Source organism: Pseudomonas sp. MWU16-30322 (genome assembly GCF_020515535.1).
Classification (GTDB): Bacteria; Pseudomonadota; Gammaproteobacteria; order Pseudomonadales; family Pseudomonadaceae; genus Aquipseudomonas; species Aquipseudomonas fluorescens_H.
In genome coordinates this window covers 355,009-370,939 of sequence record NZ_JAIWYL010000003.1, presented here as the reverse complement: position 1 = coordinate 370,939, position 15,931 = coordinate 355,009, and the positions used below count along the sequence as shown (strand labels likewise).

Below are 15,931 nucleotides of genomic sequence, written 5' to 3'. Positions count from 1 at the left end.
GGCTGACTCATACAGTGAACACCGGCACAGGATTGCACCAGCGATCCTTGTATTCACGGTCGGCGCGACCGAAGGAAAACCGCAGTGGCTTGTCCAGTGCCCGCGCATGCTCCCAGGCGCTTTGCGTATTGAGAAAGCTCAACACGCTGCCCGGACTGAATTCGCGGGTCTCGGGGTCAACGCCGCCGTTGATGTATTCGACGCTGATCCACTCCGGCGCTTCGACGCGGTACACCAGTTGAATAGCGATCGGTGCATCGTTGAGGAAAATCACCGAGCCGATCAGCAGCTCGCGCAGCAGCTCGATGACTTCGGCCATGCGCGCCGCGCCGGTGGCCGGGAAGCCCCAGCGGCGCTGGAACAGATCACAGTAGATCGCCGCCAGTTCGGCGCTGGAGAACTCGCCGACCGGACGCACCACACCACCCGCCTCTTCCAGCAGGCGCAGTTCGCGGCGCTGGTTGTAGCGAAACTTCTTCGACAGTTCTTCGGGGGTGCGGGCCATGGCCAGTTGCTCGGTCTGCAACTTCATGCCGCTGAAACGGCTTTCGTTGAGCGCCGACAGATAGCGTGCGCGATGGCGCAACGGCGCCTGGACATCGGCGGCGGCCGGCAGGATCAGCTCGGCATTGCCGAGGTCGAACAGGCCTTTCTTGCCGTTGCGCTTGAGCACGTCTTTGGACAGCGCCAGATCGCGGCCCCAGGTCGGGATCGCCGCTTTGACGTCACCGCCCTGCTCCCAAGCCAGATAGCGCACCGGGATGCCGGCCAGATCGGCCAGACGCTCGACCACCATAGGATGCGTCGCGACGCTGCCGCCAAAACGCTGCCAGGCGGTGGCATAGGTGGAGGCGTCAACGGGCGACCAGCCACGTTCGCGCCAGCCTTGAAATCGGTTGAGCATCAGCCCCTCGGTGCCAGATCGGTAACTTGCGGCAGACGCCAGAAGGTGTCGCGCACCGCACGGTCGGAGAAACGCTCACGCAGGCGATCGAGCATCAGCTCGGCGCACTGCCGGCGCTGCTGATCATCCATACCGGCCAAATGCTGCAGACCTTGCGCAAGGTGTTCGGCATCACCCAGCGGGAACAGAATGCCCACACCTTCGACCACTTCCTTGGCCCCGGCACTCGCCGTGGCGAGCAACGGCACGCCAGCAGCCATGGCTTCGAGCAGCACCATGCCGAACGGTTCGTGATCGGAGCTCAGCGCAAACACATCGAAAGCCCGGAAGTAATTGCGCGCGTCCGGCACCTGACCGAGGAACAAGACACGATCGCCGATACCCAGCTCGCGCGCCAACTCCTTGAGATCCTGCTCCAGACGGCCCTTGCCGAGAATCACCAGTTGACTGTTGCCCGGCAGACCGGGCAACGCCGCGGCAAAACCGTGCAGCAACGTCGCCTGATCCTTGTCCGGGTGCAGCCGCCCGACGTTGCCGACAATGAACGCATCCGCCGCCAGCCCGAGGGTCTCGCGCGCTTCGCGGGCCGACACCTGACTGGCCTGCAAGGCCGGTACGTCGATGCGGTTGTACAGGGTCTGGATGCGGGTCGACGGCCATTTCGGCAGGCAACGACGCATGTCGTCGCGCACCGCATCGGACACGCCGAGCAGGCTCAGGCGCTTGCGGAAAATGTGCGCGAACAGCTTGCGCGTGCCGCGTTTGTAATCGTCAAACGCGTGGTGCACGCCAATCACCGGCAGCGAAGTGCCGAGCAAGGCGATATAGATCGGCTTGAAGCGATGGGCGATGCAGAAACTGAAATTGCGTGAAGCGGCGATCTTGCGAAGATCGCCGATGGCGCCCAGCTTCAGGCCACGAATGGCCTTGGAACTGTATTCCATGAACAACACTTCATCGGAAGCACACGCGGCGGCCACCTCGCTATCGGCGACCCCGGTCAGAAAGACCGTGGTCACCCGATAACCGGTGCCCGCGAACAGGCTGGCATACTGCCGTGCGCAGTCGAGGAACGGCCCGTCATAGCCGTGACAGAACTGCAGCACATGGCGTTCAGCCGAGCGTGTCATAAGCGTTTGCGCCCTCTTTGACCACCAGAATATCTTCCATGATCAGATACTGTAGATCCGAGCCGAAGAACATGTTCAGGGCGTCGGTCGGCGAGCATATCATCGGTTCACCACGACGGTTCAACGAGGTGTTCAGCGACACGCCGTTGCCGGTGAGGTTTTCCAGCGCCTTCATCATGTCGTAGTAGCGCGGATTGTATTCGCGCTTCAGGACCTGGGCACGGGAAGTGCCGTCTTCGTGAACCACTTCCGGCACGCGGGTCTTCCACTCTTCCGCCACTTCGAAGGTGAAGGTCATGAACGGCGCCGGGTGATCGATCTTGATCATCTGTGGCGCAACGGTGTCGAGCATCGACGGGCAGAAAGGCCTCCAGCGCTCGCGGAACTTGATCTGGTGGTTGATGCGGTCAGCCACACCGGCCACGCTCGGGCAACCGATGATCGAACGACCACCGAGCGCACGCGGGCCGAACTCCATGCGGCCCTGGAACCAGGCCACCGGGTTGCCATCGACCATGATTTTGGCGATCTGCTCCGGCATGTTGTCGAGCTTGCGCCAGGTCGGCTTGTTCTCGTGACGGGCGCACGCAGCGATCACGTCTTCGTTGCTGTACGACGGGCCGAGGTAGACGTGTTCCATCTTCTCGACCGGCACGCCTCGGGCGTGAGACACATAGGCCGCTGCGCCCACCGCGGTGCCGGCATCGCCGGACGCCGGTTGCACGAACAGTTCCTTGATGTCATCGCGGGCGATGATTTTCTGGTTCAGCTTGACGTTCAGCGCACAGCCACCGGCGAAGGCCAGTTTGCCGGTTTCCTTGAGCACGTCGCCCAGGTAGTAGTCGATCATCTGCAACGCCAGTTTCTCGAACAGCGCTTGCATGCTCGCGGCGTAGTGGATGTACGGCTCGTCGGCGATGTCGCCTTCGCGCTTCGGACCCAGCCACTCGATCAGCTTCGGCGAGAAGTAGAAGCCCTTGCCCTTCTCCTTGTAGCGACGCAGGCCGATCACGTTAGCGTAGTCGGTGTTGATCACCAGCTCGCCGTTCTCGAACGAGGCCAGGCGCGAGAAATCGTATTTGCTGGCGTCGCCGTACGGCGCCATGCCCATGACCTTGAACTCGCCGTCGAGCATCTCGAAACCGAGGAACTCGGTGATCGCGCCATACAGCCCGCCGAGGGAGTCCGGATCAAAGAATTCCTTGATCTTGTGGATCTTGCCGTTTTCGCCGTAACCGAAGAAGGTCGTGGCGTACTCGCCCTTGCCGTCGATGCCGAGGATCGCGGTTTTCTCTTTGAAACCCGAGCAGTGGTAGGCGCTGGAAGCGTGAGCCAGGTGATGCTCGACCGGCTCGATCTTGATCTTCTTCGGATCAAAACCCAGCTGCTCCAGGCACCAGACGATCTTGTTGCGATAGCGCTTGTAGCGACGGTTGCCCATCAGGATCGCATCGAGGGCGCGATCCGGCGCGTACCAGTAGCGCTTGGCGTAGTGCCAGCGGGCCTTGCCGAACAGGCTGATCGGGGCGAACGGAATCGCCACCACGTCAACGTCGGACGGCTTGATACCGGCCTGTTCCAGGCAGAACTTCGCCGATTCGTAGGGCATGCGGTTCTTTGCATGCTTATCGCGGACGAAGCGCTCTTCTTCAGCCGCCGCCACCAGCTTGCCGTCGATGTACAAGGCGGCTGAAGGGTCATGGCTAAGGGCGCCGGACAGGCCAAGAATCGTCAATGCCACAGGGTCTAGCCTCTTTAGTCTGCATTCAGGCGCGATGCGCCTTGAAAATTGATGTGCCCTCGCACCGGGCGAGAGACAGCTAAAGGGCGGGATTATAGCGTAAAAGCGCCGACAAGCCTCTAGCGGAACTGGCCGGCCTTCGCGTTGACACTCCCGAGCCTCTCAACATAGACTTCCGTGCAAATGGGCTGGGGGATCCCGGTCGGCGCTAATGCCTCGGTGAGATCACCGGGGCTTTTCGCTTTCTGGGGGAGGGAAAACCTTCAACCCCCAGTTCTCGAAACCTTTCCCAACTTTATTCCGCCCACCGCTGCAATAGAACTTGCGCCTGAGCACATCAAACGCGCGATTTTCCTGACCCGCCCTCAAAACACTCATGCCGATGGGCCTTGCAACAAGATCAGCCAGCTGCAATCCGGTGGAATTGACTTGTTTTGTGGCGAAGACGATGTCAAACGGCAGTTGAACCCCCAGTCGGTTAGACCCGCCACAAACCCTGCGAAACTCCAACTCAAGCTCGTTATCCTCCCGCTTGCCTCGCCGCTCGAAAATCACATGCGTTAACACCTTATGTTGATGCTTTTCCTGCAAAAACTCATGCGTTTCCAGACAAAAACCGAGAGCCAAGTGGTAGGGGTTGTCAGCAGATGCCTGCTTTTCACGCAGCAAGACCTTGTCGATGACGCAACTGATAAGGACGAAATTGATGGCCTCGATAATGCCGGTCAATTCGTCGAGAAAGGCATGCTTGTGCACTCTCGAAGTGAACAGGCTGGAGAACGCTCCTTTTTCTTTTCGAATCTCGAGCTCATGCAGCACGATCAGATCGTGCCCCATATGGTTGAACTTGAATTTCTGGACAGCCGGAATGACCTTTTCGCAGTAATGCCTTTTGTGAAAGACGCAAAAAGCAAGCACGAATATCGGGTAATAGGGATCCAGCTTCTGCATCCCTTGATCACCGCTTTCATCAACATAGACGATGTAGTCGCTGTATCTCCCGGACGGATACAAGAGCGCTGCCGCTTCAAGAATCGTTTGCGACTCGCTCTGGTTTTCAAACAGAGAAAACTGCAAAACAGCTACCCGCGATCCGATCGCCAATAGATGCCGATATTGCCATCCACGACCTGTTGATAAATCGTATACGGCAACACCACCGTATCCAGCACCCCGGACAACGGCAGGTCCAGCAGCACGAACGGCACCAGGACGCCGGAGGGGTCTGGGGGCGCGTGGAGTACGCAGAAGTCGAACGCCAGACCGCTGTAGATTCGCGGAATCGATTGGCAGTAGGTTTTCTGTTTGCGCATGTCGCGGGCGACGTCGGCGTCCATTTGCATTACCGAGGCGGCGGTGCCGCAGCCGGATAAAAGCCATGCGCATGTGCTCAGTGTTACGGCGTTTTTGATGGTCAAGGTTTGCCCTCCGAAGTGGTCAGGGCAAGCTAGCATCGGGGCTGGAGCGGGCACAGTTCATGGCTTCTGGAGAAGCTGTAGGACAAGTCAGTGGAGTTTGTCCGTCATTGCTCAAGGGCAGATTTTTGAGGTTTAAAGCCTTATCGCGAGCAGGCTCACTCCTACAAGGGAATGCATTTCCATGTGGGAGTGAGCTTGCTGGCGAAGGCGGCTCAGGCCGCGCTGGAGATTTCTTTGGGCAACCGCTGATCGATCACCCGATACAACGCGCTGCTCTCGGGCCAGTTGCGCATGAACCGCGCCCGATCTCGCGCATAGGCCGGCGCGAAACTGCTGACAGAGGTGTGCTGACACATAGAATCCAGATCGATCAACGCCCAGCGATCTTCCTGCCAGAACAGGTTGTGGCCCTTGAAGTCGCCATGGCTGATGCGCTCGGCAATCAACCGTGCGAACAGTTGATCCAGGGCCTGCAACTCGGACTCCGGCGCCGCACCGCTTTCAACATACGGCGCGAAGCGCTCGATGATGTCCGGGCCCGGCAGAAACTCGGTCACCAGATAGGCGCGGCTGCGCAGCCACAAAAAGCGCTTTTCCAGCACCGCCAGCGGCTTCGGCGTAGCGATGCCGATGAACGCCAGGCGATTGCCTTCGCGCCATGAATGCCAGGCGCGGCTCGGGCGCCAGAAACGCTTGAGCCAGTGCGCAAAGCCCTTGATGTTGTAGCGTTTGATCACCAACGTGCGCCCGGCCACCTCGACCTTGCCAACGCTTGCCGCACCACCGGTCTTGTACAGATGGCCCTGATCGAGCAACGCATCGGCCTGCTCCAGCACCGGCAGCATCGCCGCCTCTTCCTCGCGACGGATCGCCCGCAGGCCAAACGCACCGCGCTGCACACTGAACAACGTGCACTCGCGGCCGACCTTGATCAGGTAATCCTTCAGGCGCCAGGCGCGCACCTTGGCGATCTGCTTCTGCAATGCTTCCAGCGGCAGTGCATGCTCGCTGTTGCTCAGCAGGTAATACACCAGCAATTCTTCGATGAACGGCTCCAGTGACTTAGGCAACTGGGCGAAAAACACCCCGAGGTTTTCCAGTACTTTCTGCCGCGACAACGGCTGGCCAGCGGTCTCGGCGCAGATCCCGGCGCCATCGATCAGGTACAACTGACCGCCCTGGCGCAGCAGGTTGTCCAGATGCAGGTCTTCCTGCCACAGGCCTTTGCCATGCAGTTGACCGATAGCGCCCAGCGCTTCGGCCAGAACCGCCCATTGCTCGTCCGCCAGCAGCGGCAGCGATTCGACTTGCTGCCAGGCATCACCGAGGCTTTCGGCACCTTCGAGAAATTCGAACAGCAGCCAGCCACCCTCGCCGTCCTTCAAACCATCGGCCAGCAGCAGCGGCGTGGTCAGGCCCTGTTCGGCGAGCAACTTGACGCCCGCCAGCTCGCGCTGAAAATGCCGCGCAGCCTTGCTGCCCACCAGTAATTTGGCCAACACCGGCCGGCCGCGCCACACACCGGCACCGACATAACGCTGCCCCGGCAAAACCCGCAGCAGGCTCAGCAACTGCAGATCCGCAGGACCGGCAGCGTCGGCGAGAGTGACCGTCAGCGGCAGATTTGGCGTACGTCCGCTGTGCCTGAGGTCGGACAACTGCATCAGCGGGTCTCCTTGTGGCTGCGGCGCGCGGTCAGCCGCGAAACCCAACTGTCCACCAGCGAACTGTCCGCTCCTTGATCGAGATACGCTGCGAGCAATTCACGCTGTTGCGCTGCCCCCCACTGCACGGCACGGCGCAGCAGTGGTTCCAGGTCCTTGACCCGATCACGCATGCCAAACAGCAGCGGACGGGTCTTTTCCAGATCGATCAACTGCGCCCGATAGCCATCGCCGTCGGCCTGCAAAAAGATATGTTTGGGGTAGAAACAACCGTGTACCTGACGCACACCGTGCAGATGCCGCGCGAGTTGGCCACAGGCCTTGAGAATGGCCGATTGCTGCGTCGCGCTCAGGGACGCCCAGCGTTGCAACAGCGAATCGAGGTCATCCCAGCCATCGAGCGCGCGGGTCAGCAGGATCGCGCGGACGTCGCCCTTGACCTTGCGCTCACCGAAGAACGCTGCCTGTAGCGCCGGAATCCCCAGCTTGTTGTAGCGGCTGATATTGCGGAACTCGCGGGCGAAACTCGGCTCGCCGAACGGCGCGTGCAAGGTGCGGGTCAGGTAGTTGCTCTGGCGCTTGAGGTAGTAGGCCTGCCCTTCCAGCTCCAGACGAAACACGCTGCTCCAGCCACCGCCATCGGTGTTGGGTTCGTCCACGGCTTCGAGCTGTTTGGCCCAGAGCGCGTCGAAAGTGCCGAGGCCATGACGCTCAAGCAGCGCCCGGTCTTCAGCGGCCAGGAAATCAGTCATTCACGTCCCTCGAAAAATCTCACCACGTGGCGAATCCGTTTCTTGTCGGCAGCATTGAGCCGATCACGTCCGCGGTATTGCAGGTAGAAGCGCAGGCGCTGGGTGTTCGACAGGTGATATTTGGCCACCTTGTCGAGGCAGGCCAGATCCTTGGTGATCCGGTATTTAAGCCAGAAGCCGCGCCAGAAATCGCCGTTCGGACAGTCGATCAGAAACACCTGTTCCTGATCGTCGATCAGCAGGTTGCGCCACTTCAGGTCGTTGTGGGTAAAACGGTGATCGTGCATGGTCCGGGTGTAACCGGCCAGTTGCCGGCTGATGCCATCCACCCACAGGCGATCCTTGAGTTTCGGATCGTTGCGCTCGGCCAGCGCCGAGAGGTCTTCGGTGTGCGGCAGCTCGCGGGTGATCATCGCGCCACGGGCATAGGCCGCGCCACGTCGCTCCAGGCCCCAGGCCACCACTTCGGCGGTGGGAATGCCCCACTTGGCGAAGCGCTTGAGGTTCTGCCACTCCATCTTCACCCGTGGCTTGCCCAGGTAACGGCGCAAGCCTTTGCCGGCGCCGACGTAGCGTTTGACGTAGTAGTTGACGCCGTTGCGTTGCACGCGGATGACTTCGGACAGCGGATCACGGGTCAGGCGCTCGCCCTGCAGGGCAAACACCGCTTCCAGGCTGCCGAAATCTTCGGCCAGTTCGCTGTATTGCGGCTCAAGCGTCCAACCCGCCATCAGAGCGCATCCCCGTAACGCTGTTTGCGCGCATAGAGCTTGTTGGCCTTGCCTTCGAGCCAGCTCAGCAACGGCGCTTCTTCCGCCAGGATCTGCCGCAGCGGTTGCTGGAAGTAGCCTTTGAGGAAGCGCAGCTTGTCACGACGGGTCAGGCCGATGTCCAGTGCCGAAAAATACAGCGCCGCCAGATCCTTGTTGCGCCAGCGCTGAGTAATTCTTGGGCGAGTCTGGGCGCGGTGCAGGTCGATCACCGAGAGTTTGAAAGCGTCCGGGGTGATCGGCTTGTCGGTGTGCAGCAGAAAGTGGCAGATGTAGCAGTCGCGGTGGTTGACCCCGGCGCGGTGCATCATGCCGGTCATGCGTGCCACTTCAGCGATCAGCGCGCGCTTGAGTTTCGGCTGCGGCGGGTTCTTGACCCAATCGATGCTGAAATCTTCGAGGCTGATGGTCGGCGCCAGCTCTTCGGTGACAATGAACGAATGCTGATCCGCCGGGTTGCTGCCCTTCTCGCCGTAAGCCACGGCGGTCATGGTCGGCACGCCGACTTCCTGCAGACGCTGGATCGCCTGCCACTCCTGACCCGCGCCGAGCACCGGCAGCTTGGCGGTCAGCAGGTTCTTGAAGATCTCGCCCCAGCCGATGCCACGGTGGATCTTGACGAAAAATCCGTTGCCGTCGACTTCCGTGCGCAGCGTGCGGCGAGCTTCCAGCTCGCGGTAGACCTCGCCCTGCAAGCCTTCGACTTCGGCGAACGGGTCGCGCCCGGCCCAAAGGCTCTTGAACGGTTCAGCCAGCATCAACTTCATTTAAGCGTGCTCCGCCAGAATCACATCGGCCGCGTGCTGCGGCATGCTGTAGAGGTCGGCCGTCTCGGCGAAGGCCAGACCATTGCGGCTCCAGGCCGCGCGTGCAGAGGCGTCGCCCAACATCTCAGTCAGGTATTGCGTCAGTTGCGCCTGATCGAACGGCTCGTCCAGCACTCGCCCGGCATCTGCCTCGGCAATGTAATGGGCGTAACCGCAAACCGCGCTGACCAGCACCGGCAAACCGGCGACCAGCGCTTCGAGCAGCACCGTACCGGTGTTTTCGTTGTACGCCGGGTGGATCAACAGGTCGGCGCCGAGCAGGAACCGCGGAATATCGCTGCGGCCCTTGAGGAACGTCACGTTGTCGCCCAGGCCCAAAGTAGCACTCTGCATCTGGAACAATTTGGGGTCATCCTGGCCGATTACAAACAGCCGGGTGCGCTTCTTCAGCTCGGCGGGCAGTGCGGCCAGCGCCTTGAGGCTGCGATCGACACCCTTGGTCTTGAACCCGGAGCCGATCTGCACCAGCAGCAATTCGTCGTCCGTGAGGTTGAATTCGGCGCGGAAACCGGCGCGAATCTCGTCGGCATCCGCCGGCCGACGACGATCCTGGGCGATGCCCGGCGGCAGCAGGTGGAAGCGTTCAAGCGGCGTGCCGTAGTGCTTGATGAACAGCGGCTGCTGCACTTCGGAAATCATCAACACTTCGGTTTTCGCATCTTTGGCGAACACCGCGCGCTCGTACTCGGCGAAGTGCCGGTAGCGGCCCCAACGGCGGTACAGCGAATGGCGCAGGTTCTGCGCCTTGTCTTCGAAGCAGCCGTCGGCGGCGTAGTAGACGTCCAGCCCCGGCATCTTGTTGAAGCCGATCAGGCGGTCCACCGGACGCTTGGCCAGATCCGCCTCCATCCACGCGCTGAGCTTCTCGTTGCGCCGATGGTTGAAGAACGCCTTGACCGGCGCCACCAGCACTTCGAAACCGGGCGGCACGTCGCCTTCCCAGATCAGCGTGTAGACACGAATCTGGTGGCCGCGCTTCTGGCATTCGAGGGCGATGCGCATGAAGTCGCGCTGCAAGCCACCGAACGGGAAATATTTGTACAGGACAAAAGCCAATTGCATCAGCGCAGCTCCTCAGCCATTAACAACGTGCTCAGTCGGCTGGCGACACGCTCGGGATTCAGACGCGTGAAGCACAGGGGCTGCTCGCGTTTCAGGTCAAACTGACGGGCATCCTGCGCGGTCGGTTGATACGTACATTTCTTTTGCAGGCAAGGGGCGCAGGGGAAATCACTGGCCATGTGAATCTGCACCTTGCCGTAAGCGCCGGTCAGGCCCGGATTGGTCGGGCCGAACAGTGAAATCGTTGGCACATCCAGCGCGGCGGCGAGATGGCCGAGGCCTGTGTCCACCGCTACGCAGGCCTGGGCGCCGGCCAGCACTTTGCCGACCCCGGCCAGATTCAGCTTCGGCAACACTTCGGCGTGCTTGAAGCCAGCGGCGATGCGCTCGGCGCGGGCCTTCTCCAGTGGGTTGCCCCACGGCAGTTTGACCCCGACGCCCAGATAGCCAACGCGTTCGGTCAGCTCGCGCCAGTAGGCTTCCGGCCAGTGCTTGGTGTCCCACGTGGTGCCGTGCAGGAACACCACGAAGGCGCTCTTGCGCGGCAATTCCACCAGCCGCTCGACGTTGAGGCCGTAATCGCCCAGACCTTTGGGCAGGTCATAACCGAGGGCGATAGCGAACAACTGGCGCACCCGCTCAACGGCGTGCTGCCCACGAGCCACCGCCAGTTTGCGGTCGTAGAAACGTGCGGCGATCGGCTCGCGCGCCGAGCCTTTGTCGAGGCCGGCCACCGGAGCTTTGACGTAGCGCGTCAGCCAGGCGCTTTTCAGCAGACCCTGAGCGTCGATCACCAGATCGTATTTATGGGCGCGCACGCTTTGCTTGAAGCGCTTCCACTCGCCGCTCTTGATCGTCTGCCAGAGGTTCTTGCGCCAGCGGCGGATCGCCACCGGAATCACTTTGCCGACGGCCGGGTGCCAGGTAGGAATCTCGGCAAAGCCCTCTTCCACCACCCAGTCGAACTTGATCCCGGGAATGGCCCGGGCCGCGTCGGTCAGCGCCGGCAACGCGTGAATCACGTCGCCCAGCGATGAGGTCTTGATCAGCAATACCCGCAACTTAATGAACCTCGACCACAGTGCCCTGCAATTTCTGCAAGGCATCGTTGACCGCGTCCGGCATCAGCTGGCGCAGGCAGTTGTAATGGCCGAAACGGCAGGTGCGGTCGAAACACGGACTGCAATCGAGACCCAGCCGAACGATTTCGACGTGCTCGGCCAGCGGCGGGGTGAAACCCGGCGAAGTCGAACCGTAGACTGCCACCAGCGGACGGTTCAGTGCTGCCGCGACGTGCATCAGGCCGGAGTCGTTGGACACCACCGAATCGGCGCAGGACAGCAGGTCAATGGCCTCGGCCAGCGAGGTACCGCCGCTGAGGTTGACCGATTCTTCACGCAGGCCGGGAATCAACCGCGCACGAATGTCTTCGCCCACCGCGTGGTCGTTTTTCGAGCCGAACAGCCACACCTGCCAGCCTTCGCGAATCCGCGCTTCGGCGACCTTGGCGTAATGCTCGGACGGCCAGCGTTTGGATTCGCCGAACTCGGCGCCGGGGCACAGGGCCAACACCGGGCGGTCGAGGGTCAGGCCAAATTTCGCCAGTGCCGCTTCGCGGGTCACCGGATCGATTTGCAGGCTCGGACGCGGATAAGGTTTTGGCAGCTCGGCGTTCGGCTCGTAAGCCAGGGCCATGAAGCGCTCGATCATCAGCGGATAACGTTCTTTATCCAGCGTACGCACGTCATTGAGCAGGCCGTAGCGGAACTCGCCGCGCCAGCCGGTGCGCTGCTTGATGCCGGCGAAAAACGGCACCAGCGCCGACTTCAGCGAGTTCGGCAGCAGGATCGCCTGATCGTACTGACCGGCCAGGGACTTGCCGATCCGCCGGCGTGTGGCCAATTCCAGCACGCCATGGCCGAGCGGAAAGCTCAAGGCCTTGCGCACTTCGGGCATGCGCTCAAGGATCGGCCGGCTCCACTCGGGGGCCAGCACGTCGATTTCGCATTGCGGGTGGCGCTGCTTGAGACACTGAAACAGTGTCTGCGCCATCACCATGTCACCGACCCAACTGGGCCCAACGATCAGAATATTCATGTGGTTTCCATAAACGAACCGGGGAGGCATTTACGCCTCCCCGCCTCGAGAATTCTACAAACACTGTAGATCTGCTGTGGGAGCGGACTTGCTCGCGAAAGGGTCTTCACATCCAACATTATTGTCGTCTGATACTCCGCTATCGCGAGCAGGCTCGCTCCCACAGGGTTTCGCATTCGGCCCTGCATCTGCAATTCAACGCAGATCCACTGTGGGAGCGGGCTTGCTCGCGAAGGGGCAGTCACATCCTGCATCGGTGGTGACTGACACTGCGCTTTCGCGAGCAAGCCCGCTCCCACAGGGGCCATCAGGTGTTTCAAATATCCGGTTTCAGCTTAGCCCCAACTCTTTCCAGATCCGCAATACCTGCCGGCGCTCCTCGACAAACTGGTCGCCTGCAATCACCCCGGCGTCCTTCTGCAAGGCCTGTCGGTGGGCGGCGGAGCGGTAGGCTTTATAGGCCTCACGCAGCAGGCTGGCATCTTCGGCAGGCATCAGCCCTTCGTGTTCCAGCTCTTCCAGAATGCGGATGTTATCGGTCCAGCGCAGCAATGGCGGGTGGCTTTGCGACCACGCCAGGGCCGCGTATTGCACCATAAATTCAATATCGACGATACCTCCGGCGTCCTGCTTGAGGTCGAACGGCGCTGTGGCCTCGAAGGCATTTGCTGCCGTGCCGGCCGCTGTGCTCTTGCTGCCGAGGTTATCGCGCATCTTGGCGCGCATCTCGCTGACTTCCTGCTGCAGCTTCGCCAGATCCCGCGCCTTGCCCAAAACCTGCGCGCGGACTTTCTCGAAGGCCTGACCGACATCCTGACTGCCGACCAGCACCCGCGCCCGCACCAGCGCCTGATGCTCCCAGGTCCAGGCTTCATTTTCCTGATAGCGCTCGAAAGCACCGAGCGAACTGACCAACAGCCCCGACGCTCCGGACGGGCGCAAACGCATGTCCACTTCATACAACTGACCGGAGTTGGTCTGCGCCGTCAGCAGGTGAATGATCCGCTGCCCCAGCCGGGTGAAGAACTGCGCGCCATCGATTGGCTTCGGCCCATCGGTTTCCGCCTGTGGATCGCCGTCATGGATGAACACCAAGTCCAGGTCCGAACCATGCCCCAGTTCCAGCCCGCCGACTTTCCCGTAACCGACAATGATGAAGCCGGGATCGCACAAACTGCCGTCAGTGCGCAGCGGCGTGCCGTACTTGGCCACCGTCTGACGCCAGGCCAGCGCCAGCACTTGCTCAAGAATCGCTTCGGCGAGCCAGGTCAGGTAATCGCTGACTTTCATCAACGGCAGACTGCCGGCGATTTCCGAGGCAGCGACGCGCAAGCGGTGCGCCAGCTTGAAGTGACGCAGGGCTTCCATCTGCTGTTCGAGGTCATCTTCGGGGATCCGCGTCAGCCGCTCGCGCAGCTCGGCGGCGAGTTCCGGGGCCAGTGGCGGCTTGAACAGCCGGCCTTCATTGAGCAACTCGTCGAGCAGCAGCGGGAAACGGGTGATCTGTTCGGCGATCCACGGGCTGGCCGCGCACAGCGTCAGCAAGCGCCGCAGGGCACCGGGGTTTTCCGTGAGCAACACCAGATAGGCCGAACGTCGGGCGACCGCTTCGACCAGCGGTAGCACCCGCTCCAGCACCAGATCCGGGTTGTCATGCTCCACCGCCTGGGCCAGCAGGCGCGGGATAAACGCATCAAGACGCTCGCGACCCAGCCGCTGCATCGCGCGCAATTGCGGACTGCCACGCAGGCTCGCCAGCGCTTTCAGGGCCTTGGTCGCATCGGCGAAACCGCCCTCTTCGAGCTGCCGGCAAGCGGCCTCTTCATCCTGCGCCTCTTCCCACAGCGGCAACCACTCACCGCCGACCACCACTTCGCAGTCGGCGCCCTCTTCTTCATCGGGATCGGCGATCACCTGCGCAAAGTGCCAGGCCACGCGACCGCGCCAGAACATCAGCTTTTCGTGGAAAGCAGCCCAATCGGCAAAACCGAGCATGAACGCGATACGCGCCTGATCCTGAGCGCCGTCCGGCAACATCTGGGTCTGGCGGTCGGCAATCGCCTGGATCGCGTGTTCGGTGTAGCGCAGGAATTCGTAACCTTCGCGCAGTTCGCCGATCACCGCCGGCGGCAAGTAACCCTGCCCTTCCAGCGTGCTCAGCACCTTTAATAGAGGACGCTGTTGCAGGCTCAAATCGCGCCCGCCGTGGATCAACTGAAAGGCCTGAGCGATGAACTCGACTTCACGAATACCGCCGGAGCCGAGCTTGATGTTGTCGGCCATGCCCTTGCGCCGCACTTCCTGCTGGATCAGCTGCTTCATGGTGCGCAGCGCTTCGATCGCCGAGAAATCCAGATAACGCCGATAGACGAACGGGCGCAGCATATCGAGCAACTGCGCGCCGGCCGTCTGATCGCCGGCCACCACTCGCGCCTTGATCATCGCGTAGCGTTCCCAGTCGCGGCCCTGATCCTGGTAATACTGCTCCAGCGCATTGAAGCTCAGCACCAGCGCGCCGGACGAGCCGTAAGGGCGCAGGCGCATGTCGACGCGGAACACGAAACCGTCGACGGTCATCGGGTCGAGGGCCTTGATCAGGCGCTGGCCGAGACGAATGAAGAATTCCTGATTATCCAGCGCGCGTTTCACGCCGACGGTTTCGCCGCCCTCGGGGTAGGCGAAGATCAGGTCGATGTCCGACGACAGGTTCAGCTCGACAGCGCCGAGCTTGCCCATGCCGAGGATGACCATCTGCTGCGGCAGACCGCTGCGCCGACCGGTCGGCGTACCGAACTGCTGGCAATGGCGGCTGTACAGCCATTGGTAGGCTTGATCGATGGTGGCGTCGGCCATGTCCGACAGGTCGCGGCAGGTCTGTACCAGATCAGCCTGGCGGTTCAGGTCACGCCAGATGATCCGCACTTGATGGCGGGCACGCTGGCGACGCAGGACGCGACCGAGTTCGTCTTCGCTTTGCGCGGCAGCCACCGCTGCGGCAATCTGCGCGCAGAGTTCACCCGGCGCGAACGGCCGGTCGAGTTCGCCGGACTGCACCAGCGACAGCAACATCAAAGGGTCACGAACGCTCTGTTCAATGACGAAATCACTGGCGGCACTGACGCGGGCGAATTGCGCCCAGCGTTCCGGCGTCCAGTTGGAGAAGCCGTGATCGTCTTCCAGCGCGGCGACGGCCGTACGGAACGACTGCTCGGATCGAGTGACCAACGGCAGGAGAATGGCGGGCAGTTCGGCAAGCACGGGCAGGGTCATGGTCTATCCTTGATCGGCGTGTAAATGGCCGCTTGTAGTGTTTGATGAAAACCCGCTACGCGAAGGACTGTCGAACAAAAGTTAGAAATAGCTGAAATTTCTTCTTCTTTGGCATCCAGCATCAAACTTTCACCTTTTTCGGATGGTAATCGACCAACCTTAACGATTATTCTCACAACGCAGTCGGAGGCCACAAGCCTTTCCTCTGTAGTTTTACTACTCGTCTATACAGGCGAAAGGCTGAAATGCTCAAAGATTTGTAGTAAAACTACACGCCGCCGGAACAACCTGTCGGC

Annotated in this window: 14 protein-coding genes; all 14 read right to left on the bottom strand. The window is 61.4% G+C overall.

Annotated features, from left to right (window positions below):
* Positions 1 to 7: 7 nt before the first annotated feature.
* The gene (locus tag LCH64_RS07495; protein ID WP_003221025.1) at positions 8 to 904 is read right to left on the bottom strand and encodes an antimicrobial resistance protein Mig-14; all 897 of its coding nucleotides are present in this window, start codon (positions 902 to 904) and stop codon (positions 8 to 10) included.
* Positions 904 to 2,034, bottom strand: coding sequence for a glycosyltransferase (locus LCH64_RS07490; protein ID WP_226499879.1), 1,131 nt, complete (start codon positions 2,032 to 2,034; stop codon positions 904 to 906). Before LCH64_RS07490 ends, LCH64_RS07495 begins: the two co-directional genes overlap by 1 nt.
* The gene (locus tag LCH64_RS07485) at positions 2,018 to 3,775 is read right to left on the bottom strand and encodes a carbamoyltransferase (RefSeq protein WP_003221021.1); all 1,758 of its coding nucleotides are present in this window, start codon (positions 3,773 to 3,775) and stop codon (positions 2,018 to 2,020) included. The genes LCH64_RS07490 and LCH64_RS07485 overlap by 17 nt, the downstream gene beginning before the upstream one ends.
* A gap of 225 nt (positions 3,776 to 4,000) precedes the next feature.
* Positions 4,001 to 4,852, bottom strand: a complete 852-nt coding sequence (locus LCH64_RS07480) for a DUF3800 domain-containing protein (RefSeq protein ID WP_226499878.1) — start codon at positions 4,850 to 4,852, stop codon at positions 4,001 to 4,003.
* Between the two features lie 5 nt (positions 4,853 to 4,857).
* The gene (locus tag LCH64_RS07475; RefSeq protein ID WP_103485545.1) at positions 4,858 to 5,193 is read right to left on the bottom strand and encodes a YceK/YidQ family lipoprotein; all 336 of its coding nucleotides are present in this window, start codon (positions 5,191 to 5,193) and stop codon (positions 4,858 to 4,860) included.
* Positions 5,194 to 5,405: 212 nt separating this feature from the next.
* Positions 5,406 to 6,857, bottom strand: coding sequence for a lipopolysaccharide kinase InaA family protein (locus LCH64_RS07470; protein ID WP_226499877.1), 1,452 nt, complete (start codon positions 6,855 to 6,857; stop codon positions 5,406 to 5,408).
* Complete coding sequence (locus LCH64_RS07465; RefSeq protein ID WP_226499876.1) at positions 6,857 to 7,609, bottom strand: lipopolysaccharide kinase InaA family protein; 753 nt, start codon at positions 7,607 to 7,609, stop codon at positions 6,857 to 6,859. Before LCH64_RS07465 ends, LCH64_RS07470 begins: the two co-directional genes overlap by 1 nt.
* Positions 7,606 to 8,340: a lipopolysaccharide kinase InaA family protein gene (locus tag LCH64_RS07460; protein WP_201135967.1), complete on the bottom strand. Its 735-nt coding sequence runs from the start codon at positions 8,338 to 8,340 to the stop codon at positions 7,606 to 7,608. Before LCH64_RS07460 ends, LCH64_RS07465 begins: the two co-directional genes overlap by 4 nt.
* Complete coding sequence (gene rfaP / locus LCH64_RS07455) at positions 8,340 to 9,146, bottom strand: lipopolysaccharide core heptose(I) kinase RfaP (protein WP_226499875.1); 807 nt, start codon at positions 9,144 to 9,146, stop codon at positions 8,340 to 8,342. The genes LCH64_RS07460 and rfaP overlap by 1 nt, the downstream gene beginning before the upstream one ends.
* On the bottom strand, positions 9,147 to 10,268 hold the full coding sequence (locus tag LCH64_RS07450) for a glycosyltransferase family 4 protein (RefSeq protein WP_103485548.1): 1,122 nt from the start codon (positions 10,266 to 10,268) through the stop codon (positions 9,147 to 9,149). It abuts the gene before it with no gap.
* Positions 10,268 to 11,329: a lipopolysaccharide heptosyltransferase I gene (waaC, locus tag LCH64_RS07445; RefSeq protein ID WP_103485549.1), complete on the bottom strand. Its 1,062-nt coding sequence runs from the start codon at positions 11,327 to 11,329 to the stop codon at positions 10,268 to 10,270. Before waaC ends, LCH64_RS07450 begins: the two co-directional genes overlap by 1 nt.
* 1 nt (position 11,330) lies before the next feature.
* Positions 11,331 to 12,365, bottom strand: a complete 1,035-nt coding sequence (gene waaF / locus LCH64_RS07440; protein WP_103485550.1) for a lipopolysaccharide heptosyltransferase II — start codon at positions 12,363 to 12,365, stop codon at positions 11,331 to 11,333.
* 330 nt (positions 12,366 to 12,695) lie between these two features.
* On the bottom strand, positions 12,696 to 15,635 hold the full coding sequence (gene glnE, locus LCH64_RS07435) for a bifunctional [glutamate--ammonia ligase]-adenylyl-L-tyrosine phosphorylase/[glutamate--ammonia-ligase] adenylyltransferase (RefSeq protein WP_226499874.1): 2,940 nt from the start codon (positions 15,633 to 15,635) through the stop codon (positions 12,696 to 12,698).
* Positions 15,632 to 15,757: a hypothetical protein gene (locus tag LCH64_RS28230; RefSeq protein ID WP_256198919.1), complete on the bottom strand. Its 126-nt coding sequence runs from the start codon at positions 15,755 to 15,757 to the stop codon at positions 15,632 to 15,634. The genes glnE and LCH64_RS28230 overlap by 4 nt, the downstream gene beginning before the upstream one ends.
* Positions 15,758 to 15,931: the final 174 nt, after the last annotated feature.